This window comes from Actinomycetospora lutea (genome assembly GCF_028737205.1).
Lineage (GTDB): Bacteria > Actinomycetota > Actinomycetes > Mycobacteriales > Pseudonocardiaceae > Actinomycetospora > Actinomycetospora lutea.
This window is the reverse complement of record NZ_JAQZAL010000018.1, coordinates 100,402-123,821: the sequence shown is the minus strand read 5'-3', so window position 1 is coordinate 123,821 and position 23,420 is coordinate 100,402. Positions and strand designations below refer to the sequence as shown.

The window sequence follows — 23,420 nt, the reverse complement described above, 5'->3', positions numbered from 1 at the left end:
GAGAGCGGGTCCACACCACCCGCCGGTCGCGGAGGGTCGACGATGCGAGCACGCCTGTGGGGGAGGGCGTGGAGAGCGGGTGCTCAACGGCCGTCGGCGGGTGTGATGGGGCCGTTACCGGAGGTGTTGGATTCGCTGAGGGCGCCGTGTTTACTCGACCGGTCGAGAACGGTTTCCGGCACATCGACCAGCACTGTTGCGGGAGGACCGCTATGACCGTCACGTTCCTCGGCGCCGACCTGGTCGCGCAGGCCCCGGGGACCGGCGGGCTGCAGGGCTGGATTCAGGACAACATCGTTCCGCTGATCCTCCTGGGCATCGCGATCATCATGCTGTGGATCGGCGGGCGCGGCGACAACGCCGGCGTCGCCCGCCGCAGCATCGGTCTGATCATCGGTCTGATCGCCCTCGGCATCGCGCTGACGCCCGGTGCGGGTGCGCGTGTCGGTGCGTTCTTCGCCCAGCTCATCACCGGGTGACGCGGGTGCACATCCGCACCGACGACGAGGTCTACCGCGTCGACGCCGTCTGGTTGGGTCCGCCGCGCGCGACCTTCCCCTGGCGCGCCCGCTACTCCGCCTACGGGGTGGGGCTCGTCGTCATGCTCGTCGTGATGTTCGTGCAGCGCCGCCTCGGCATCGACCTCGGCTTCTTCTCGGTGGCCTGGGCGCTGCTGATCACCGTGGCCGTCACGCGCTTCGTGTCCCGTCGCATCAACGACGAGCGCCCGCTGCTGGAGTGGCTGACGCTCTTCGTCCACGAGCTCCGCGGACCACGGGAGCGCCACCGCGTCACCGGCGGGGCGCTGACCACCGGCCACGTGACCGTGCGTCGCGACCGCCCGAAGCTCACCGGCGCGCCCACCGCGATCGCCCTGCCCCGCGGCAGCAGCGGCACGGCCGGGGCCGGGGGCAGGCCCGCCCGCCCGGTCGCGGTCGACCCCGCCGACGACGCCGCCTGGGGCCCGCCACCACGCGAGGACGAGGCGCCGGTGGTGCCGGTCACGCCCGGGCATGCCGCCCCCGAGACCTCCGCCGAGACCGCCGCCGAGACGCCCGCCGCGACGCCCGCCGAGGAACCGGCCGACACGCCGGCCGCGGAGCCCGCCGACCACGTCACCCCCGGCGTCCCGAAGGCCGGTCCCTCGCACGCGCGGGCGGCCCGCCGCACCGGGGTCCCGAGCGAGGCCACCGTGGCCCGCCGGCGTGCCCGCGCGGAGCGGCGGGCCCGCGCCGCGGCGGAGGCGGACTTCGGGCCGCCGGCGAGCGCGGACGTCGGCGAGCCGGTGTCCCGTCCCGGCGCCGACGAGGCCGCCGACGGGCCTGCGGCGCTGCCGCCCGTGCCCGACCCGCATCCGGGCGACGCCACCATGGCCGCCTGGACCGGGGCCCGCTCCGCACGGCGCGAGGCCGTGCCGGCCCGCCGACGTGACTCCGCCGTCCGCAAGGCCGTGCCCGACCCCGACCCCGATCCCGACCGCACCCAGCGGCGTGCCGTGCGTCCCCGGCGTCGCGCGGGCTGGCCGATGTCCAACGAGCCCGCGGGCCCGTCCGGTGCGGGCGGCACCGGCGGCGCGGCCGCCCCGTTCGGGCCGGGCTCGCGGTCGCGCGAGGCCGACCGACGAGGAGATCCCGGTGCTGCGCCGCGGTAGGTCCCGGCGCGCTCTGGACTCCCCACCCGAGGCGATCGAGGCCGGCAGCAGCGCGAGCGGTCTCCGTCCCGCCCGGACCACCACCGGGAACGGTCCGGCGCGGGGCGGACGACGCGGCCGCTCGCTGGTCGGCGAGTCGCCCGCGGCGGGCTACCGGCCCGCGATCTCGCTGCGCGCCATCGACGGCAACCTCGCGCGCACCGCGTCGGCCGTCACCGCCTGGTACCGCCTGGCCCCGCAGCCCTGGAGCTTCCGCAGCGACACCCAGCGCGAGACGCTCATCCGCCAGATCGCGACCCAGCTCGGCGAGCTGCAGGGCCGCTGGCTGCACATCCGCGTCACGTCGCGGCCCTACCCCGTGGCGCTGTGGGCCGAGACGTTCGACCACAACGCGCCCGGGCGGCTCCCGGACGTCGCCGGCGCGCTGAGCTGGGAGAGCTTCCTCGAGGGCGAGCAGCGCCACCTCATGGGCCTGTCGATGTCCGACAAGGAGGTCTTCCTCGGCGTCGAGGTCTCCGGGCGCTCGGTGGTCGACCGCTGGCTCGAGGGCGCCGCGCCGGTCCTGGGCCGCCTGGTCCCGTCGGCGGCGACGGCGGAGCTGGCCGCGCTCGAGTCCGAGATCGCGCACGTCGAGGCGCTCGTCTCGCGGGCCGGCCTCGACGCGGTGCCGGCGACCGCGGAGGACATGGCCTGGCTGATGCACCGCTCGTGCTCGCTGGGCCTGCCCGCGCCGCGCACGGTGGCGCCGGCGTCGGGGGAGCACTGGGAGGCCGAGGACCTCGCCGCGTTCACCGACGGCGTCGCCCTGCAGCAGGAGCCCTACGCGCCGACCGTGCAGGTGCTCGGGCGCTTCGGCACCCAGCCGGTGCAGCGGCACGTCGCGGTGCTGTCGGTGGGCCTCATGGACTCGCTGCGCATCCCCGAGGCCGACGACCCGTGGATGCAGCGCAGCGACCGCCTGCCCTTCCCCGTGGAGTGGTCGGCGCGGATCTACGTGCGCAAGCCCGAGGAGGTCGCCGGCGAGCTGCAGCGCCAGATGGGCAAGGTGCGCAGCCAGATCCGGCACTACACCCACGACCACGACCTCGACCCCCCGATGTCGCTGTCGCGCCAGGCCGACCGGGTGCTGCAGATCGAGGACGAGCTCTCGGGCGGGCTGACCCAGCTCAACACGCGGGTCTACGGGTGGTGGCGCGTCGCGGTGTCCGGGCGCGACGAGGGCGAGGCGCTGACCCGCGCGCAGCAGGTGCTCGACCTCTACCGGCCCCGGGTCGCGATGGAGCACCCGGAGGCGCAGTACGCCTACGCGCGCGAGTTCATCCCCGGCGAGCCGCTGGCGTCCACGGCCTACCGGCGCCGCGGCTCGGTGACCTGGGTGGCCGCGGGCGTGCCCGCCGCCTCGGCGTCGGTGGGCGACCGGCGCGGGATCATGATCGGCGAGACCTGCACGGCCACCCGCCGCCCCGTGGCGTGGGACCCGTGGATGGCGCAGGAGGTCCGGCGGGCGTCGGGCCTCACCGCCGTCGTGGGCGGCCTCGGCTCCGGCAAGTCGTTTCTCACCGGACTGCTCGTCTACAAGACGCTGCGCGCCGGGGCTCGCTGGACGGTGCTCGACCCGTCGGGCCCGCTCGCCGAGCTGACCAAGCTGCCGGAGCTGGCCCCCTTCTCGCGGCACATCCACCTGCTGGGCGCCGACCCCGGCATCCTCAACCCCTACCGCGTGGTGGCCGAGCCGCGCCGCGACCACTTCCTCGACGAGGACGACCCGGACAAGGCGTGGCGCCGCGAGCGCTCGCTGGCCGCCGCGACCCGCCGGCGCCTGGTGCTCGACGTGCTCACCGGCCTGCTGCCCTTCGACGTGGCCCGCCTGCCCCACACCCGGATCGTGCTGCTGCGCGCGGTCCGCGAGGTCGGCGGCGCGCCGGACCGCGACCCCGGCCAGGTCATCGCCGTGCTGCGCCGCCACGCGCGGGAGGGCGAGGAGCACGCCGACGTCGTCGCCGACTTCCTCGAGGAGCGCCGCGAGCTGCCCCAGGCCGCGCTGCTGTTCCCCGACCGGAACGCCGACCCGCGCGAGGACCCCTGGCAGGGCGAGGAGAACTACCGCCTCACCGTGCTGACCATGCAGGGCATGTCCCTGCCGCGCCCGGGCAGCCCGCGCGAGGAGTGGACCGACGGCGAGTCCCTCGCGGTCGAGCTGCTCAATCTCGCGTCCTGGCTGACCCAGCGCACGATCTACACCGCCGACCGGAACCTGCGGAAGGGCGTCGCGCTCGACGAGACCCACTTCTTGTCGCAGATCCCCACCGGCAAGGTGCTCATCGACCGGCTCGCCCGCGACTCGCGCAAGTTCAACGTCCGCGCGCTGTTCGCCTCCCAGCTCGCGGGCGACCTGCTGCGCGTGCCGGGGTTCGCCTCGCTGGTGAACGCGGTGTTCGTCGGCCGCACCGACGACGAGGAGGCGCAGGCCGAGGCGCTGCGCCTGCTGCGGGTGCCCACCGAGGTCGGCTACGAGGAGATGCTCGGCACGCTCTCGCCGCGCCCCCGCCACGACGACCGGCCCGACGACACGCCGCGCCAGTTCGTGTTCGCCGACGGGCACGGCGGCGTCGAGAAGATCCGGATCGATCTCGAGGGTCCGCACCTCGAGCACCTGCGCGAGACGCTCGACACCAACCCCGACGCGCGCCGGGTGCGCCCGCTGCCGCCCGCGTCACCGGGGTCGGGCTCGCACGCCGTTCCGCCCGAGACCGACGCCGAGCGCACCGGGCCGGTGCCGATCGTGCCGCCGGCGGGACCGCCCGGTGGGCCGCTGCCCACCGCCCCCGGTGCCCCGCAGGGCGCCGCCCGCCCGGCGCCCCCGCGCCGCCCCGCGGCCCCGCCACCCGGCACCGCGCGCGTGTCACCGGTGACGCCGTCGCGCGACCCGCTCGTCGAGCGCACCGTCGTCGAGGGCACGGTCCTGGACGAGCGCGCCGACGCCGAGGCGATCACCGCGGGCCCCGACCTCGACGCCCGCCTCGACGATCTGGCGCCCGATCTCGACGACGACCTCGGCGGTGCACCCGACCCCGCACCCGCGGCCGACCCCGCGGTCGTCGGCGACGACGAGTGGGCCGAGGCCTGGGTCATGGACGAGGGCACGGGCGAGGACGCGGCCACGGGCGACGCGGTCGGCGAGCTGGCCGACGACGCGACCGTCACGACGCCCGCCGACCGCAACCCGGGCTGGCGCGAGGGCAGCGAGGTGCAGGACCCCGGTCGGTGGGTGGGCGCCGGCCGCCGCGCACCGGGGACCCCCGGGTGACGCTCGCCGTCGCGATCCTCGTCGCCGCCCTCGTCGTGGGGTGGCGGCGGTCCCGGCGCGCGCCTGACAACGTCATCGGCGTGTCGCCGCAGCGAGGATGTGGCGATCCTGGCGCTGGACGCCAGCAAAGCCGCATCGCTCGCACCCCCCGGGTGCGCAGCACGGGCCGGCGGCGCGCCGCGACCGTCGTGGTCACCACGCTGACCGGACTGGTGCTGGTCGCCCTGCCCGCGTCGGCGGCGCCGCTGGACTGCAAGGCCCCGCCCGACCCCGACCGCCCCGGCACCGGGCTCGTCGGCTCGCTCGACCCCGCTCCGCTCGGGGTCGGCGCCCCGGGCAGCGTGTACCACGAGGTCGGCTACGCCGGGCAGATCTGGTGGACCTACGACCTCGGCTGCGGCCCCGGCGCCGCCCGCGACCCCGCCGCGGCCACCGACACGTGGCTCGGCAACCAGTTCTTCAACCTCGCCAAGCTGGTCGTCGGCGGCGTGAACTGGGCGCACTACCTCATCGAGCGCGGCTCCGGGCTGCTCCAGCCGCTCGACGGGATCGTCCAGGCCGGCACGGCGGCGATGTACGAGGCGGTGTTCACGACCTGGATCGGGGTCGCGCTCATCGTGCTCGCCGCGATCCTGCTGGTGCTCGCGATGCGCGGCGACCTCTCCCGCCAGGCCCAGCGCGCCGGGATCGCGGTGATCGCGCTGGCCATCGCGGCCGCGGCCTACGCGGCGCCCGTGCGCTGGTCGAGCATGCTCGACGGGGTCCTGCTCGACGGCGTCACCGCGATGCAGCGCGGGTTCCTCTCGCAGGTCGGGGTGGGTGACGCGAACACGCTGCCGACCGTGCTCACCGACCAGATCGTCTACAACAACTGGCTGCGGGGGGAGTTCGGGTCCGCCGACGTGCCCCAGGCCCGTGACATGGGCCGGGAGCTGCTGCGGGCGCAGACGTTCACCAAGCAGGAGATCGCGGACGGCCAGGACAACCAGGCCACGGCGGACGCCAAGAAGCAGCACTACACGGCCGTCGCGGACCGCGCGGGCGACCGGTACAGCTACTTCCAGGGCCGGCAGGGCTCGCGTACCGGCGCCGGGATGCTCGCGCTGATCCAGGCCGTGTGCATCGGGCTGTTCCAGCTGATGAGCAAGCTGCTCATCCTCGTCTCGATGCTGATCATCCGGTTGCTGGTGATGATCGCGCCCGCGCTCGCCGTGATCGCCCTGCTCAAGCCCGAGGTGCTGCCCGCGACCCTGCGCGTCGGCGGCGCCGCCCTGGTCAACACGTTGCTCGTGGGCGCGATGGCGGGCCTGCACTCGCTCATGGTCATCGCGCTGTTCCGGCCCGGGGCCGGGGTGGACACGTGGCTCGCGCTGCTGGTCACCGGGGTCGTGACGATCGTGCTCTGGGCGCTGGCGCGACCGTTCCGGCGGCTCGCGGCGATGGTCTCGCTGACCCGCGACCAGATGAGCGGCGTGCTGCCGCCCGCCGGCGGGGGCGTGTTCTCCCGCTTCCTGCCGCGCTCGCCCGCCCGCCAGGACGACTGGTGGACCGAACGGCGCGAGGCCGCGGGCACCGGCGAGGGCTGGCGCCCCGAGGGCAGCACCCCGTCGCGGACCGACCCGACGGTGGCGGCCGCGGGGCTCGCCGACCCGGCCGGCCCGGTGCGCGTCGACAGCGAGCGGGTGGGTGCGCGCGCGGGCAGCCCCGGGCACGACGCCGACCCCGCCGCCGCCCTGGCCGCCCGCACCGCCGCCCGCGCCCTGCCCCGCGGGAGCGGCGCGGTCCCCGGCGCCGCCCCGCGCGGCGACCGCGACGCGACACCTGCCCGCGCCCAGATCAGCGACGCCGACCGCAGCCTCTACCGCAGCGTCGCCGCGCGGACCGGCGAGGCCGGCGGCCAGGGCGGTCCGCGCCGTCCGGTGCAGGCCGAGCTGGTCGACGGCGCGCCGGTCTACCGGATCTACCGACCCAGCCGCCCGATCGGCGCCGGGTCGTCGGGCCGCTCCTCGCGGTCGACGCCCGCCCCGCGCACCGCCCGCGAGGGAGGCGCCGGTGCCGATCCGGACTAGGCGCGGGCGCGCCGCGGCCTACCGCGCGGTGTGGGAGTGGCCCCTGCACTCCCCGGCGCGCCTGTTCCTCGTGGTGGTCGTGGTCATCGCGATCGCCGTGGGCCTGTCCTACCTCGGCGGCGCTGGCGACGGTCCCGGCGCCGGATCGGGGCGCGCACTGGGCCCGTCGACGTCCGCGCCCGACACCGCCACCGCGGCGCCGGGCCGGCCGACGATCACCGAGCTGCGCCCGCAGAGCCTCCCGCTCAGCGCCGCCCCGCCGGTCGCGCTCGCCGTCGCGCAGCGCTGGACGCAGGCCTGGGCCACGCACCCGCCGGGGACGACGCCCGCGCAGTGGAGCGCCGGTCTCGCGCCCTACACCACCGACGAGTACCTGGCGGTGCTGTCGTCGGTCGACCCCGCCAACGTGCCGGGCTCGCGCGTCACCGGCCCGCCCCAGGCGGTCGACGTGCGCCCGGAGGCGGTGCGCGTGCAGGTGCCGACGGACGCCGTGCGCCTCGAGCTCCTGCTGGTGCAGGTGGGCCCGGGCGACTGGCGCGTCTCCGGTTACGACCGGGCGTCCTGACCCGTGATCACCCCGCCCCGGCTGCCGCCCGGTCTGAGGATCCTGCGCCTGCTGCTGCCGGTGGCCGGGCTCGCCGCGTTCATAGTGATCGTGCTGGCCGGTGGCCTGCTCGTGGCGACCCAGTTCGTGCCCGGCGGCGACGAGGGCGCGGAGAGCGGCACCTGCGAGGCCGGCACGGGCACCGGGGTGGGCGGGGGCACGACAGCCGGCGCGCCGCAGACCTCCGCCGAGCTCAACGAGGTGCAGCGCCAGACGGCCGCCACGATCATCGGCGTCGCCAAGGGCATGGCCGTGCCGCCGCGGGGCTGGGTGGTCGCCCTCGCCACCGCCATGCAGGAGTCCCAGATGGGCACGGTCGGCATGGACGTGGCGGTCGACCACGACTCGCTCGGCGTGTTCCAGCAGCGCCCGAGCCAGGGCTGGGGCTCGCCCGCGCAGGTCCGCGACCCCGTGTACGCCACGCGGACGTTCCTCGAGCGCCTGCTCCTCGTCCCCGGCTGGGACACCATGCCGGTCACGCAGGCCGCCCAGATCGTGCAGCGCTCGGCGTTCCCCAACGCGTACGCGAAGTGGGAGTCGCTGGCCAACAGCCTCGTCACCGACCTCGCGGGCGTCGCCGGGGCGATCCAGGAGTGCGTCCCCGCCACCGAGGCCGGTCCGGGCCCCGCGGCCGCCCTCCCGCCCGGCGTCGCGCGCACGGCCATCGAGTTCGCCACCGCCGAGACCGGCAAGCCCTACGTCTGGGGCGCCACCGGACCGAGCAGCTACGACTGCTCCGGGCTGATGCTGCGCGCCTACCAGCGCGCCGGGATCGTGCTGCCGCGCGTCTCCCGCGACCAGTACCACGCGGGCGCCCACGTCCCGGTCGAGCAGGCGCAGCCCGGTGACCTGCTGTTCTGGGCCTACGACGAGTCCGACCCGGACACCATCCACCACGTCGCCCTGTACCTCGGCAACGGGCAGATGATGGAGGCCCAGCAGACCGGCGTGCCGCTGGGCACCCGCACGGTGACGTGGGGCGAGGGCGAGCTGCTGCCGCTGGCGACGCGCCCGGGAACGGGGTCCGACCGGGCCTGACCTCCGGGCGCCGGGCGCTCCTAGGCTGCGGTGGCATGACTGCTGGCACCCCGGTCGTCGTCACGGGGGCGAACGGGTGGATCGGCGGCCGGGTCGCCGCCGCCCTCCACGAGCGCGGGCACCAGGTCGTCGCCGTGTCCCGCGACCCCGCCGCGGCGCGCGCCCGCGGGCCGGCGTGGGAGTGGATCGGGACGGGCGACGAGCTCGAGGAGGCCGTCGCCGCGGCGGGTGCGGTCGTCAACCTCGCCGGGCGCAACGTGTTCGAGCAGCGCTGGACCCCCGAGTACGTCGAGGTCATGCGGCGCAGCCGCGTCGACGTCACGCGCCGCGTCGTGCACGCGCTGGCCGGCCGCGACGCGCCGGGCGTGCTCGTCAGCGCCAGCGGCTTCACCGTCTGCGGCGACGCGGGGGACACCGAGCTGGCCGACGACGCGCCGGCGTCCCGCGAGCTCGTCCTCGGCGACGTCTACGCCGACTGGGAGGACGCGGCCCTCGCGGCGCCGCCGTCGGTGCGGGTCGTCGTCGCGCGGATCGGGGTCGTGCTCGGGTCCGACCACGGCGCCTTCGACTTCTTCCGGCGCCCGTTCCTCGAGGGCCGCGGGGCCGTCCTGGGGTCCGGCGAGCAGTGGGTGCCGTGGGTCCACGTCGACGACGTCGTGGGCCTGCTGGTCGCCGGCCTGGAGGACGAGCGGCTCCGGGAGGTCGTCAACGTCGTCGCCCCGGAGCCCGTCCGTCACCGCGAGCTGGCCGCGGCGCTCGCGGCGTCGGCCGGCACCCCGTGCCGGGGGACCGAGCCCGCCGACGCCGTCCACGCGCGGCTGGGCCCCGCCGCCGAGATGATCGTCACGAGCCAGCGCATGGTGCCGCGGCGTGCGCTCGACCTGGGGTTCCGCTTCCGGCATCCGCGGCTGACCAGCGCCGTCGACGATCTCGCGCGCTGATTTCGGCGAAGTTGAGCCCGCCGGGAACAAGTCGGTGAGATGCTCCGTTGGTCGGTGTGACACACTTGAGCGAAGCAGACTCAGGTTGCGTTTGCGAGGATGGTCTCGCAGGGCAGATACTTGAGCGCAGAGCACTCAACGACACACGGTCTCGAGAGGAGACACGAGCATGGCGCGAGCGGTCGGCATCGACCTCGGCACGACCAACTCCGTGGTCGCCGTCCTGGAGGGCGGCGAGCCGACGGTCATCGCGAACTCGGAGGGCAGCCGCACCACCCCGTCGGTGGTCGCGTTCGCCCGCAACGGCGACGTGCTGGTCGGCCAGTCGGCCAAGAACCAGGCGGTGACCAACGTCGACCGCACCATCCGGTCGGTCAAGCGGCACATGGGCACCGACTGGTCGGTCGAGATCGACGACAAGAAGTACAGCCCGCAGGAGATCAGCGCGCGCACGCTGCAGAAGCTCAAGCGGGACGCCGAGTCGTACCTGGGCGAGGAGGTCACCGACGCGGTGATCACCGTCCCGGCGTACTTCGAGGACGCACAGCGCCAGGCCACCAAGGAGGCCGGGCAGATCGCGGGCCTCAACGTCCTGCGCATCGTCAACGAGCCCACCGCCGCGGCGCTCGCCTACGGCCTGGAGAAGGGCTCCGACGAGCAGACCATCCTGGTGTTCGACCTGGGTGGCGGCACGTTCGACGTGTCCCTGCTCGAGATCGGCGACGGCGTGGTCGAGGTGAAGGCCACCAACGGCGACAACCACCTCGGCGGCGACGACTGGGACGAGCGGATCATCAGCTGGCTCGTCGACAAGTTCAAGAGCTCGCAGGGCATCGACCTGTCCAAGGACAAGATGGCGATGCAGCGCCTGCGCGAGGCGGCGGAGAAGGCGAAGATCGAGCTCTCGAGTTCGTCGAGCGCCGGCATCAACCTGCCCTACATCACCGTCGACGCCGAGAAGAACCCGCTGTTCCTCGACGAGACGCTCTCCCGCGCCGAGTTCCAGCGGATCACCTCCGACCTGCTGGACCGCTGCCGCAAGCCGTTCAACCAGGTCATCAAGGACGCCGGCATCTCGGTCGGCCAGATCAACCACGTCGTGCTCGTCGGTGGGTCGACCCGCATGCCGGCAGTGAACGAGCTGGTCAAGGAGCTCACCGGCGGCAAGGAGCCGAACAAGGGCGTCAACCCGGACGAGGTCGTCGCCGTCGGCGCCACGCTGCAGGCCGGCGTGCTGCGCGGTGACGTCAAGGACGTCCTGCTGCTCGACGTCACCCCGCTGTCCCTCGGTATCGAGACCAAGGGCGGCGTGATGACCAAGCTCATCGAGAAGAACACCACGATCCCGACCAAGAAGTCCGAGGTCTTCACGACGGCCGAGAACAACCAGCCGTCGGTGCAGATCCAGGTCTTCCAGGGCGAGCGCGAGATCGCGGCCTACAACAAGAAGCTCGGCATGTTCGAGCTCACCGACCTGCCGCCCGCCCCGCAGGGCGTGCCGCAGATCGAGGTCAGCTTCGACATCGACGCCAACGGCATCGTCAACGTCTCGGCGGTCGACAAGGGCACCGGCAAGTCCCAGCACATGACCATCACCGGCGGCTCGGCCCTCTCGAAGGACGAGATCGACCGCATGGTGGCCGACGCCGAGGCCCACGCCGACGAGGACCGGAAGCGTCGCGAGGCCGCGGAGACCCGCAACCAGGCCGAGACGCTGGTCTACCAGACCGAGAAGTTCATCACCGACAACGACGAGAAGCTCCCGTCGGACGTCAAGGAGAAGGTCCAGTCGGCGATCGCCGAGCTGAAGACCGCGCTCGAGGGCGACGACACCGAGGCCATCAAGGCCGCCTCGGAGAAGGTCGCTACCGAGTCGCAGCAGCTCGGGCAGGCCCTGTACGCCCAGCAGCAGTCCGAGGGCGGCGCCGCCGCCGGTGCTGCCGGTGCGGACGAGGCGCCCGGGCAGGCCGACGACGTGGTCGACGCCGAGATCGTCGACGACGAGAAGGACAAGAAGGACTGACCTGGTCGGCGGGGCCGCGCGCGACGCGGCCCCGCCGGTCCGGGACGTCCCGTCCCCCAGCTCGACCACACGTCCCCGGTCCCGGCGCTGCCGGGCCCAGCCTCTCGAGGAGGTCACAGTGCAGGATCCGGTCGTCGGCCACGAGGCTGCCGACGCCACCGACTCCAGCGTCGGCGGGGTGCCCACCTCCGGGCAGGCCGCTCCCGGCGGCACCGCCCAGCCGGACGGGGCCACCGACGGCGGCGAGACCGCCGCGCCGGACGGCGCCCAGACCATCGCCGGCGAGGCCCGCGCGGCCGAGTCCGCCGCCGCGGCATCGGCCGCGAACGGTGCGGCCGCGGAGGGTGCCGCCGGGGGTGCGGCCGACCCCGAGCTGGAGCGCGTCCGCGCCGAGCTCGCGGAGCGCACCGCCGACCTGCAGCGGGTGTCCGCCGAGTTCACCAACTACCGCCGCCGCACCGAGCGGGAGCGCGAGTCGACCGTCGCGGGCGCCAAGGCGGCCGTGGCGGGCGAGCTGCTCACCGTGCTCGACGACCTCGAGCGCGCCCGGAACCACGGCGACCTCACCGGGCCGTTCAAGGTCGTCGCCGACCGGCTCAGCGAGACGCTGCAGCGCGCCGGCCTCGAGGCCTTCGGGGCCGAGGGCGACGCGTTCGACCCGTCGGTCCACGAGGCCGTCGCCCACGAGACCTCGTCCGAGGTCTCCGGCCCGACCGTCACCACGGTGATGCGTCGCGGCTACCGCTTCGGCGACCGCGTGCTGCGGGCGGCCATGGTCGGCGTCACCGACTCCGACGGTTCGGCCCCGTCCTCGCCGGCCGCGTCCTCGGCGGCGCCGTCCGAGCCCGCCGACGCCGGCACCACCTCCTGAGAGCGACCCTGACCACCACACCCCCCACACCGCGGAAGGAGCAGTCCCGACATGAGCGCCCGTGACTGGGTCGAGAAGGACTACTACCGCGAACTGGGCGTGGCCAAGGACGCCTCCGTGGACGACATCAAGAAGGCGTATCGCAAGATCGCCCGCGAGAACCACCCCGACGCCAAGCCCGGTGACGCGAAGGCCGAGGCCCGGTTCAAGGCCGCCGGCGAGGCGTACGGGGTGCTCTCCGATCCCGAGAAGCGCCAGCAGTACGACGAGGCCCGCACGCTGTTCGCCGGCGGCCGCTTCGGCGGCTTCGGCGGCGGCCGGGGGGCCGGCGCGGGTGCCGGGGCCGGGGGTACGGGCTTCTCCGGCGGCTTCGACGTCGGCGACCTGTTCGGCGGGCGCGGTGGCGCCCAGCCCGGGGCCGGGGGGCTCGGCGACCTGCTCGGCGGCCTGTTCGGCGGCGGGGCGGGCGCCCCGACCGGCGGTCCCACCCCGGGCATGGGCGCCACCCGCCCGCGCGAGCAGCGCGGCGCGGACGTCGAGACCGACGTGCGCATCGACTTCTCCGAGGCGGTCGGCGGCACGACCCTGCCGCTGCGCCTGGCGTCGCCGACGCGCTGCAACACCTGCGGTGGCAACGGCGCCAAGCCCGGCACCAGCCCCCGCACCTGCCTGACCTGCGGCGGCGCCGGTGTCGTCTCGCGCAGCCAGGGCGCGTTCGCGTTCAGCGAGCCGTGCCGTGACTGCGCGGGCACCGGCTCGATCGTCGACGACCCGTGCCCCGAGTGCGGGGGCGACGGCGTCAGCACCCGGTCGCGCACCCTCACGGTGCGCATCCCGGCCGGCGTCGATGACGGCCAGCGGATCCGCCTCGCCGGCCAGGGCCAGCCCGGCAGCCGCGGCGGCCCCGCGGGCGACCTGTTCGTGGTCGTGCACGTCAACGCCGACGATCTGTTCGGGCGCTCGGAGCGCAACGCCGACGACTTGACGCTCACCGTGCCGGTGACGTTCCCCGAGCTCGTCGACGGCACGACGATCACCGTGCCGACGATGGACGGCAAGGTCTCGCTCAAGGTGCCCGCGGGCAGCCAGAGCGGGCGCACGCTGCGCGTGCGCGGCCGCGGCGTGCACCGCAAGGACGGGCGCACCGGCGACCTGCTCGTCACCGTCGAGCTCTCGGTCCCGCAGCGCCTGTCCTCCGAGGCCCGCGAGGCGCTCGACGCCTACGCCAAGGCGACCGCCGACCACGACCCCCGCGCCGAGCTCACCCGGCGCGCCGAGGCCGCCGCACGGAGGGAGACGGCGTCATGAGCGGGCGCGGCGAGCGGGGCCCCTGGCCGTCCCCGCTCGGCGCCGCCTCCTCCGTGCCGCCGCTGCCCGCCTGGGCCGATGAGGACACCCCGGTCTTCGTGATCTCGGTGGCCGCCCAGATCGCGGGCATGCACGCCCAGACCCTGCGCTCCTACGACCGCATCGGGCTCGTCACGCCGGGCCGCGCCAGCGGCGGCGGGCGGCGCTACTCGGTGCGCGACATCGCCGTGCTGCGCGAGGTCCAGCGCCTCTCGCAGGAGGACGGCGTCAACCTCGCCGGCATCAAGCGCATCATCGAGCTCGAGCGCGAGGTCGGCGCGCTGACCGACCGGCTCGCGGAGGTCACCGAGGAGCTCGCCGGGTGGCGCGCCGCCGCGGAGCAGGCGGCGCGCAACGCCGCCGACGGCGGCTCGTCCGACCGTCTGCCCGCCCGCCGCACCCAGTCGGTGGTCGTCTGGCAGCCCGGCCCGCGCCGCCGAGACTGACGGCGACTAGTCCGTGAACGGGTCGTAGGTGATGCGGTCGAGCGAGACCCCGTCGACGAGCAGCGCCGACGCAGTCGCGCGGATCATGCCGGGTGAGCCCGAGAGCAACACGTCGTGCCGGGACCAGTCCCCGCCGCGCACGACGGCGTCGGGCAGCGTCCCGGGCTGGCTCCGCTCGTCGAGCGGGTCGTCCTCGCACACCGCGGCGACCCCGAGCCACGGGTGCTGCTCGGCGAGTTCCTGCAGGCGGTCGAGCACCGTGAGGTCCTCGGGCACGCGCCCGCCCACGAACACCGTGCACGGGCGCGGCCGGGCCCAGCGGGCCATGTCCTCGCAGAGCGCGAGCACGGGCGCGCCGCCGGTGCCGCCCGCGACCATCAGCACCTCGCGGGTGCTGCGGGGGTCGAGCCCGAGGCGCCCGGCCGGCGGGCCCAGGCGCCACCGGTCGCCCGGCGCCGCGTGCGCGACCATCGCGCGGCTCACCCAGCCGCCCTCCACCGCGCGGACGTGGAACTCCAGCAGCCCGTCGGGCCGGGGTGCCGTGGCGGGGCTCAGCGGGCGCCACATCCGCGGGCGCTGCGGGATCTCGACGGTGAGGTACTGCCCGGCGCGGTGGGGCACCGGGGCGTCGGGCGCGACGTGCAGCACGGCGAGGTCCCAGCTCAGGCGCCGGTGGCCCACCACCGTGCCCTCGGCGACCGCCGGGGCGGCCGCGGCCCGGACCGCCTGCTCCATCGGGCCCGCGGCCAGCGAGAACGCGCGCACCCAGGCGTGCTCGGTCGCGTCGTCCCAGGAGCGCGCGAAGCGGCGCATCGCTCCGATCAGCGCCACGCCGAGCACCTCGTACTGCTCGGCGCGCAGGCCCAGCGCGCGGTGCTCGTGCACGAGCGGCTCGAGCATGGGGCGCAGCTCCCCGGGGCGGTCGACGGTGCTCATCGGCAGCACGAGCGAGCGCAGCAGCCGGCGCGCCGGCTCGGTGACGCGCGCGGGGAACAGCGCGCGCACCTCGGGCGCGAGGCTGAACAGCAGCGCCGCGAACCAGTCGGCGTGCTCGTCGGCGTGCGGCTCGACCTCGGTCCACGTCTGCCGGACGCGGCGGGCGGCGTGCTGCTCGGCGGTCTCGGCGTGGGTCGTGGGCGCGGGTGTCGGCCGGGGTCTCGGCGTCGGGGCGGGGGCAGGCGCCTCGTTCGCCGGCTCCCCCGGGGTGTCGTCCGGCGCGGCGTGGCGTCCGGACCGCACGATCGGCGTCGTGGGCGGCGGCGGGACGGCGCGGACCGGGGCGAGGCGCCGCGGGGCGCGGCCCGCGCGACCCGGGGAGGTCGGGCCCGGGCCGGCCGGGCCGTCCGGCGACAGCGGCTCCGCGGACATGGACGACGTTCCTCCTCGGCCCCCCGGCGCACAGACCACGTACCCGCGCGACCGCACCACTATGACAGGGCGTCAGCGATCGTCACGCAGGGTCCCCGTCCGGGGCTCGTCGTCCGGCTCGCCGCGTGCGCCGGACGGTGGGTGGACGCCCGCTGAGCAGCGACGACGGCCCGGGACGGCGCGGTTCGCCGTCGTTGCACTGGGTGACCGGTCACCGAGACGAGTCGGGAGGAAGAAACCGTGCTCCCACAGAGTTGAGCCGAGTAGACTCAATGTCAGGGACCGGGTGGCTGGTGGGCCGCCCGTCCCGCACCCGTTGCCAGCGCAGGAGGAACCCGCATGGACTTCACCCCCACCACCCGCACCCAGCAGGCGGTCTCGAACGCGGTCCGCGCGGCCACCGTCGACGGGCACCCGCAGGTCTCGCCGGCCCACCTCGCGGCCGCGCTGCTCGACCAGACCGACGGTCTGACCGAGCCGCTGCTGCGCGCGGTCGGGGCGGATCCGTCGGCCGTGCGCTCCGACGTCGGCAAGGTCCTCGCGAGCCTGCCGAGCGCGAGCGGCTCCAGCGTCGCCGCCCCGCAGTTCGACCGCGAGATGGCGCGGGTGCTCCAGCACGCCCAGCAGCTCGCCGCCGACATGGGCGACGAGTACGTCTCCACCGAGCACCTGCTCGTCGGGCTGGCCGCGGCCGGCGGTCGCACCGCCGATGTGCTGACCCGGCACGGCGCGACGCCCGAGGCCCTCAAGGAGGCGTTCACCAAGGTGCGCGGCTCCGGGCGCGTCACCTCCGCCGACCCGGAGGGCACCTTCCAGGCCCTCGAGAAGTACGGCCAGGACCTCACCGAGCGGGCGCGCTCCGGTGCCCTCGACCCGGTGGTCGGACGCGACGCCGAGATCCGGCGCGTCGTGCAGGTCCTGTCGCGGCGCACCAAGAACAACCCCGTGCTCATCGGCGAGCCCGGCGTCGGCAAGACCGCGATCGTCGAGGGTCTCGCCCAGCGCATCGTCGCCGGCGACGTGCCCGAGTCGCTGCGCGGCAAGCGCGTCGTGGCCCTGGACCTGGGCTCGATGGTCGCGGGCGCGAAGTACCGCGGCGAGTTCGAGGAGCGGCTCAAGGCCGTCCTGCAGGAGATCACCGACTCCGCGGGGCAGGTCATCACGTTCATCGACGAGCTGCACACGATCGTCGGCGCCGGCGCGACCGGCGAGTCCGCCATGGACGCCGGCAACATGATCAAGCCGATGCTCGCCCGCGGCGAGCTGCGCATGGTCGGCGCCACGACGCTCGACGAGTACCGCGAGCACATCGAGCACGACCCGGCCCTCGAGCGCCGCTTCCAGCAGGTGCTGGTCGGCGAGCCGACGGTGGAGGACACCATCGGCATCCTGCGCGGGCTCAAGGAGCGCTACGAGGTGCACCACGGCGTGCGGATCACCGACGCCGCGCTGGTCGCCGCCGCCGCGCTCTCCGACCGCTACATCACCGCGCGCTTCCTGCCCGACAAGGCCATCGACCTCGTCGACGAGGCCAGCTCGCGGCTGCGCATGGAGATCGACTCGCGGCCGGTCGAGATCGACGAGGTGGAGCGCATCGTGCGCCGCCTCGAGATCGAGGAGATGGCGCTGGACAAGGAGTCCGACGACGCCTCGCGCGAGCGCCTCACCGCGCTGCGGGCCGAGCTCGCCGAGCGCCGCGAGGAGCTCGACGCGCTGACCGCGCGGTGGCAGGCGGAGAAGGACGCGATCGACGGGTCCCGGGTGCTCAAGGAGCGCCTCGAGACGCTGCGCGGCGAGTCCGAGCGCGCCGAGCGCGACGGTGACTACGAGCGCGTCGCCAAGCTGCGCTACGTCGAGATCCCGGCCCTGGAGAAGGAGCTGGAGGCCGCGGACGAGGCGTCGGCGGCGCCGGTGATGCTCAAGGAGGAGGTCGGGCCCGACGACGTCGCCGACGTGGTGTCGGCGTGGACCGGCATCCCCGCCGGGCGACTGCTCGAGGGCGAGACCCAGAAGCTGCTGCGCATGGAGGACGAGCTCGGTCGCCGCGTCGTCGGTCAGGCCGAGGCGGTCCGGGCGGTGTCCGACGCCGTGCGCCGCGCCCGCGCCGGGATCTCGGAGGAGGACCGGCCCACCGGCTCGTTCCTGTTCCTCGGCCCCACCGGCGTCGGCAAGACCGAGCTGGCCAAGGCGCTGGCCGCGTTCCTGTTCGACGACGAGCGGGCGATGATCCGCATCGACATGAGCGAGTACGGCGAGAAGCACTCCGTGGCCCGCCTCGTCGGTGCCCCGCCCGGGTACGTCGGCTACGACCAGGGCGGCCAGCTCACCGAGGCCGTCCGGCGCCGCCCGTACTCGGTGGTGCTGCTCGACGAGGTCGAGAAGGCGCACCCCGACGTGTTCGACGTGCTCCTGCAGGTCCTCGACGACGGGCGCCTCACCGACGGCCAGGGCCGCACGGTGGACTTCCGCAACACGATCCTCGTGCTGACCTCGAACCTCGGGTCCACCGCGCTCGTCGACACCTCGCTCGACGACGAGGGGCGCCGGGAGAAGGTCATGGAGGTCGTGCGGCGCTCGTTCAAGCCGGAGTTCCTCAACCGGCTCGACGACGTCGTGGTCTTCCACGCCCTGTCCACGGAGGAGCTGACCTCGATCGTCGACATCCAGCTCGAGCGCCTCGGCGCCCGGCTGGCGGCCCGGCGCCTCACGCTGGCGGTCAGCGACGCCGCCCGCGAGTGGCTCGCGCTGCAGGGCTTCGACCCGGTCTTCGGCGCGCGGCCGCTGCGCCGGCTCGTGCAGTCGGCCATCGGCGACCAGCTCGCCAGGGCCCTGCTCGCCGGCGACGTGCGCGAGGGCGACACGGTGACGGTCGACCTCGACGAGCAGGGCGACGCCGGCGCGGGCGCGCTCGTGGTGCGCGCGGCCTGACGCGTTCCGAGCCGTAGGTACTGGGCGAAGGGCCCCTCCGGTCGACGAGTTCGACCGAAGGGGCCCTTCGGGCGGAACCCAAACCGGGACCGGGCGCACCCCCGAACCGGGCGCGCTCAGTGCCGGGTCGCGGCCGCGGTGAGGACGCCGTCCGGGTCGTACGTCGCGGCGATCGCGTCGAGACGCGCCGTGTGTGCGCCGAACACCGCGTCGCGGTCGGCGTCCTCGTCGAGGCCCGCGAAGTTGACGTACACGCCGCCGGTCGCGGACGGCGTGAGCCCGTCCCACGCCCGCCGGGCCCAGCCGATCGCCGCGTCGTCGTCGGCCGGGTCGGTCCAGCCGGCGTCGATGCTGACGTTGAACCGGGCGCGGCGGTGGGCGAACGCCGTCTCGTCGTCGCCGACCGCGGCGACCGCCCCGCCCAGCGTGCGGACGACCGCGATGCACTGCGGGGTCGGGCGACCCTCGCCGCACGCGACGACGGCCTCGGCCGCCGCGTCGGTGAGCTCCTCGAGGAAGTGCGACTTGAAGAAGTAGCGGTTCCCGGCCGGGAAGAGCGGGTCGAGGGCGGACTGGCTCGCCGAGTAGTCGGTGATCGCGGTGGCGTCCATCAGCGATGTGCCGAGGCGGGCCAGGGGCGCGAGCACCTCGAGCCCCTCCTCGGCCGGGCCCGCGTAGAGCCCGGCCACGGCGATGACCGGCATCCCGTGCATCTCGGCGGGGATCGCCGGGTCCGGGGGCACGCTCCAGATCGCGTACTCCGGCGACACCGTGTCCGGCATCCGCGGCACGAGGTCGCGCCAGGCGTCGAGGACCGTGCCCGCCTGCTCGGCGGGGTAGAGCACGAGCGCGCTCGCCACCTGCGGGCCCAGCGGCCGCAGCGCGAACTCCATCGTCGTCACGACGCCGATGCCGCGCCCGCCGCCGCGCACGGCCCAGAAGAGGTCCGCGTGCTCGGTGGCGCTCGCGGTGCGCACGACCCCGTCGGCGGTGACGATCTCCACCGAGCGCAGGGCGTCGCAGCTCAGGCCGTACGCCCGCTGCAGGGCGCCCATCCCCCCGCCGAGGGTCAGGCCCGCGACGCCGGTCTCGGACACCTCGCCGCCCTGGACGACGAGCCCGTGGCGCTGGGTGGCGGCGTTGACGTCGGCCCAGCGCGCGCCGGCGCCGACCCGCGCGGTGCGGGCCTGCGCGTCGACGGTCACGGTGGTCATCGCCGACAGGTCGATCACGAGCCCGTCGTCGCAGACGGCGCTGCCCGCCACCTGGTGCCCGCCCCCGCGGATGCTGACGACCGGCCGGTAGCGGCGGGCCACGTCGAGCGCCGCGACGACGTCGGCGACGTCGCGGCACCGGGCGATGACCAGGGGATGGCGGTCGATGAGGCCGTTCCAGACCCGGCGGGCCTCGTCGTAGCGGTGGTCGGTGCGGTCGATGACGTCGCCGGTGAGGCTCGCGCGCAGCGCGGCGACGAGGGTCCGGTCCTGGGTGATGGTCATGGTGCTCCTCCGGAGGTGGTGATCGGTCAGGCGTGGGTCAGGGCGCCGAGGTCCTCGTCGACGTCCCAGCCGCGGATCTCGAAGTCGGCGAACGCCGGGTGCTCGCGCAGGCCGGCGACGAGCGGTCCGTCGCGGTAGGCCTCGGCGGCGGCGCGGTCGGTGAAGACGTAGAAGCCGCCGTGGTGGGCCCCGTCGAGCAGCCAGGTCTTGGCGACGAAGCCGGGGACCGTGCGCAGCGCCTCGGCGAAGGCGATGGCGCCGTCCCGGGTCTGGTCGGCCGATGCGGACGAGGTGAACGTGATGTGCAGGGCATGCATGGCGGCCCTCCGATCGTGGCGGTGCGTGCGAACGGGCTGTCCGGTGACGACCACCCTGGGCCGATCGGCTGGCACGCCCCTTGCACGTCGCTGACAGGACGGCATGCTCGTCACGGGGAGTGGTGACGGGTGGAGAACGACGGGCGAAGCGCGGACGTGGGTGTCGACGTGCTCGGGCCGTTGCGGCTCACCGTCGACGGCGCCGCGGTGGACGTGCGCGGTCCCAAGCGTCGCGCGGTGCTGGCGATGCTGGCGCTGGCCGAGGGGCGCCCCGTCACCGTCGAGCAGCTGGTGGACGCCCTGTGGCCCGACGACCCGCCGGAGTCCGCGCGCGCCACCGTGCACAGCCACGTCTCCCGGCTGCGCGCCGACCTCGGCCCGGCGGGGGGCCGCTGCCTGACCACCGCGGACGGCGGCTACCGCCTCCGTCTCGCCGAGGGCGGCCTCGACCTGAGGCGCGTGCGCGCGCTGCGGGACCTCGCCCGCGCCACCGACGACCCGGCGACAGCCGTGGGGCTGCTGCGCGACGCCCGGGCCGCGTGGCGGGGCACGGCGCTCGTCGACCTCGCCGACGTGCCCCCGCTGCGCGCGGTCGCCCAGGCGGCGCACGAGCTCTGGCGCGACGTCACCGACCGCCTCGTCGCCGCCCTGATCGCCGCCGGGGCCGCCGAGCAGGCGCTGGAGCCCGCCGCCGACGCTGTCGCGGACGACCCGCTGCGCGAGCCCGCGGTCCTGCTGCTCGTGCGGGCGCAGGCCGCCACCGGCCAGGCGCCGCGCGCCCTGCGGACCGCCCGCGGGTTCCGGGCGCGGCTGGCCGAGGAGACGGGGCTGGACCCGTCGCCGGCCCTGGCCGCGCTGGAGAGCGAGGTCGCGGCGGGCGAGCTCGTGCCGGTGCCGGCGCCGCGCGCGCCCCAGGAGGCCCGCCCCGGTCTCCACGGGCGGGACGTCGAGCTGGCCGCCGCCGAGCAGCTGCTCGCGACCGAGCGGCTGGTCACCGTGGTCGGGGCCGGCGGCGTCGGGAAGACGCGGCTGGCGCACGAGCTCGCCCGCCGCGCCCCCGGCACCACCACGCTCCTGCTCGCGCCGGTCACCGACCCGGCCGGCGTCCCGCACGCGCTCGCCGGCGCGCTGCGCCTGCACACCGGCACCGGCGACGTCCTCGGCGCGTGTCTCGACGTGCTGGCCGGGTCCCCGCGGCTCGTGGTGCTCGACAACTGCGAGCACCTGCTCGACGCGGTCCGCGGGCTCGCCGCCGCGCTCCTGGAGCACTGCCCCGGGACCACGCTGCTCGCCACCAGCCGCGAGCCGCTCGGGCTCGCCGAGGAGGCCGTCGTCCGCCTCGCGCCGCTGGCGACGCCCGGGGCGGCGTCGCCGCCGGAGGAGCTGCCGGGGGTCGCGGCCGTCGCCGTCTTCCTCGACCGGGCCCGCCGGGTGCGCCCGGACCTCGCGTTCGGGCCCGACGAGCTGGGCGACGTCGCCGAGATCGTGCGCCGGCTCGAGGGCCTGCCCCTGGCCATCGAGCTGGCCGCGGGCCGGCTGCCGACCTTCGCGCCCGCTGCGCTCGCGGCCCGCCTCGACCGGTCGCTGGACCTGCTCGGCAGCCGCGCCCTGCACGAGCGGCACCGGACCCTGCGCGCGACCGTGGCCTGGTCCTACGACCTGCTCAGCGCCGACGAGCAGCGCCTCTTCCGGACCCTGGCGGTGTTCGCCGACGGCGTCGACCTCACCGCGGTGGAGTCCACGGTGGCGGCGCTCGGACTGCGCGGCGACGCCGGCGACCTGCTCGCGCGCCTGGTCGACGCCTCGATGGTCGAGGCGGTCCCCGACCCGGCCGGCCGCACCCGCTACCGCATCCTGGAGACGCTGCGCGCCTTCGGCCGCGACGAGCTCGTGGCCGCCGGCGAGGACGCCGCCGCCGACGCGCTGCTGGTGACCTGGGCGGTGGAGCTCGCGCGGTGGGCGCAGCGGACCTCACGGACCGCCGACGAGGCGGCCGTCGACCGGGCGCTGCGCCGGGAGCAGGGCAACCTGCGCGCGGCCTGGCGCCTGGCCCGCGGCCGCGGCGACCTCGACGCGGCCGTGGCCGTGATCGTCCTGCTCGTGGAGGCGGCCACCTGGCGCGACCTGGAGGAGATCCGCGGCTGGGCGACCGAGCTGCTCGACGACCCGGCCCTGGTCGGGCACCCGGAGGAGGGCCAGGTGTGGGCGGCGGCCGCCCAGGACGCCTACATGCGGGCCGACGCGCCCCGTGCCGACCGGCTCGCGCACGCCGGCCTGGAGCGGCCCAGCGGCGTCGAGGGCCGGCGGTTCAACCGGTCGGTGCTCGCGCAGGTCGCGCTCACGCTCGGCGACTGGGAGGCCGCCGTGGCCCACGACGTCGCGGCGCGCGAGCTGGCCACCGGGCCGGTGCCGCAGCCCGGGGTGGGCGCGCTGGGCGCCCTGTACGCCGGTGACCCGGCCCGGGCGCGGGAGCTGGTCGCCCGCCTGCCGGCCGGCGACGTGCCGACCCTGCTCGGGCTCGCCGCCTACGTGACCGCGGAGATCGACAGCGTCGAGGACCGGGTCGACGCCGCCGAGGACGGCTACACCACCGCGATCGCGCACGCCCGCGCGGTCGGGTCGACCTTCCTCGAGGCCATCGCCGCGGTCGGCCTCGCGTCGCTGCGCTCGCGGGTCGGTCACCTCGGCGCGGCCCTGCGCGGCTACCGCGAGGTGATCGACCACTGGGCCGAGGGCGGCAACTGGGGCCACCAGTGGGTGACCCTGCGCAACCTGGCCGTGCTGCTGCGGACCCTCGACGACCACGCCACCGCCGACCTCCTCGACGCCGCCGCCGACCGCGCTCCCGACGCCCCGGACCCGCCGGGCGGGCGCGGCGCCCCGGACCCCGCCGCGCCGGACCGCGACCGCGCGCTCGCGCTCGCCCGGGACGCCGTCGCCCGCCACCTCGAGGGTCGTGACAGCGACGTGCACGCCCGCTGACAGGCCCCCGACGGACCCTCGACCGCGTC

Annotated in this window: 16 protein-coding genes; 13 read left to right on the top strand and 3 right to left on the bottom strand. The window is 75.7% G+C overall.

Translation table 11 applies throughout. The features are described from left to right. The first annotated feature begins 212 nt into the window (after positions 1–212). From PHK61_RS20110 to PHK61_RS20060, 11 genes are all read left to right on the top strand, one after another. Positions 213–479, top strand: a complete 267-nt coding sequence (locus tag PHK61_RS20110) for a hypothetical protein (RefSeq protein WP_133828392.1) — start codon at positions 213–215, stop codon at positions 477–479. Continuing rightward, positions 476–1,651, top strand: coding sequence for a hypothetical protein (locus tag PHK61_RS20105; RefSeq protein ID WP_274282796.1), 1,176 nt, complete (start codon positions 476–478; stop codon positions 1,649–1,651). The genes PHK61_RS20110 and PHK61_RS20105 overlap by 4 nt, the downstream gene beginning before the upstream one ends. Beyond that, the gene (locus tag PHK61_RS20100) at positions 1,635–4,958 is read left to right on the top strand and encodes an ATP-binding protein (RefSeq protein ID WP_274282795.1); all 3,324 of its coding nucleotides are present in this window, start codon (positions 1,635–1,637) and stop codon (positions 4,956–4,958) included. Before PHK61_RS20105 ends, PHK61_RS20100 begins: the two co-directional genes overlap by 17 nt. Positions 4,959–5,110: 152 nt before the next feature. Continuing rightward, complete coding sequence (locus PHK61_RS20095; protein WP_274282794.1) at positions 5,111–7,027, top strand: hypothetical protein; 1,917 nt, start codon at positions 5,111–5,113, stop codon at positions 7,025–7,027. Continuing rightward, entirely contained in the window at positions 7,011–7,592 is a 582-nt protein-coding gene (locus tag PHK61_RS20090; protein WP_274282793.1) for a hypothetical protein, read from the top strand. Before PHK61_RS20095 ends, PHK61_RS20090 begins: the two co-directional genes overlap by 17 nt. Positions 7,593–7,631: 39 nt before the next feature. Continuing rightward, entirely contained in the window at positions 7,632–8,669 is a 1,038-nt protein-coding gene (locus tag PHK61_RS20085) for a C40 family peptidase (RefSeq protein ID WP_420791418.1), read from the top strand. A gap of 35 nt (positions 8,670–8,704) precedes the next feature. Continuing rightward, the gene (locus PHK61_RS20080) at positions 8,705–9,610 is read left to right on the top strand and encodes a TIGR01777 family oxidoreductase (protein WP_274282791.1); all 906 of its coding nucleotides are present in this window, start codon (positions 8,705–8,707) and stop codon (positions 9,608–9,610) included. A 169-nt stretch (positions 9,611–9,779) separates the two neighbouring features. Next, positions 9,780–11,633 (top strand): molecular chaperone DnaK, encoded by a 1,854-nt coding sequence (gene dnaK / locus PHK61_RS20075; protein ID WP_274282790.1) that lies wholly within the window; start codon positions 9,780–9,782, stop codon positions 11,631–11,633. Between the two features lie 118 nt (positions 11,634–11,751). Further along, a complete protein-coding gene (grpE, locus tag PHK61_RS20070) occupies positions 11,752–12,504 on the top strand; it encodes a nucleotide exchange factor GrpE (protein ID WP_420791412.1) in 753 nt (250 codons plus the stop codon). Between the two features lie 51 nt (positions 12,505–12,555). Further along, positions 12,556–13,812, top strand: a complete 1,257-nt coding sequence (gene dnaJ / locus PHK61_RS20065; RefSeq protein ID WP_274282789.1) for a molecular chaperone DnaJ — start codon at positions 12,556–12,558, stop codon at positions 13,810–13,812. After that, positions 13,809–14,297 carry a heat shock protein transcriptional repressor HspR gene (locus PHK61_RS20060; protein ID WP_274282788.1) on the top strand — a complete coding sequence of 163 codons (489 nt, stop codon included), beginning with the start codon at positions 13,809–13,811 and terminating at the stop codon, positions 14,295–14,297. The genes dnaJ and PHK61_RS20060 overlap by 4 nt, the downstream gene beginning before the upstream one ends. Before the next feature lie 6 nt (positions 14,298–14,303). Here the strand turns inward: PHK61_RS20060 and PHK61_RS20055 are convergent, their stop codons facing one another. Continuing rightward, entirely contained in the window at positions 14,304–15,665 is a 1,362-nt protein-coding gene (locus PHK61_RS20055) for an FAD-binding oxidoreductase (protein WP_274282787.1), read from the bottom strand. Between the two features lie 339 nt (positions 15,666–16,004). Between PHK61_RS20055 and clpB the strand changes: the two genes are divergently transcribed. Next, positions 16,005–18,593 (top strand): ATP-dependent chaperone ClpB, encoded by a 2,589-nt coding sequence (clpB, locus tag PHK61_RS20050; protein WP_274282786.1) that lies wholly within the window; start codon positions 16,005–16,007, stop codon positions 18,591–18,593. A 116-nt stretch (positions 18,594–18,709) separates the two neighbouring features. Here clpB and PHK61_RS20045 read toward each other — a convergent pair whose 3' ends face one another. Next, complete coding sequence (locus tag PHK61_RS20045) at positions 18,710–20,092, bottom strand: FAD-binding oxidoreductase (RefSeq protein ID WP_274282785.1); 1,383 nt, start codon at positions 20,090–20,092, stop codon at positions 18,710–18,712. 26 nt (positions 20,093–20,118) lie between these two features. Then, positions 20,119–20,409 (bottom strand): YdhR family protein, encoded by a 291-nt coding sequence (locus PHK61_RS20040; protein WP_274282784.1) that lies wholly within the window; start codon positions 20,407–20,409, stop codon positions 20,119–20,121. A 129-nt stretch (positions 20,410–20,538) separates the two neighbouring features. Between PHK61_RS20040 and PHK61_RS20035 the strand changes: the two genes are divergently transcribed. Next, a complete protein-coding gene (locus tag PHK61_RS20035; RefSeq protein WP_274282783.1) occupies positions 20,539–23,391 on the top strand; it encodes an AfsR/SARP family transcriptional regulator in 2,853 nt (950 codons plus the stop codon). Positions 23,392–23,420: the final 29 nt, after the last annotated feature.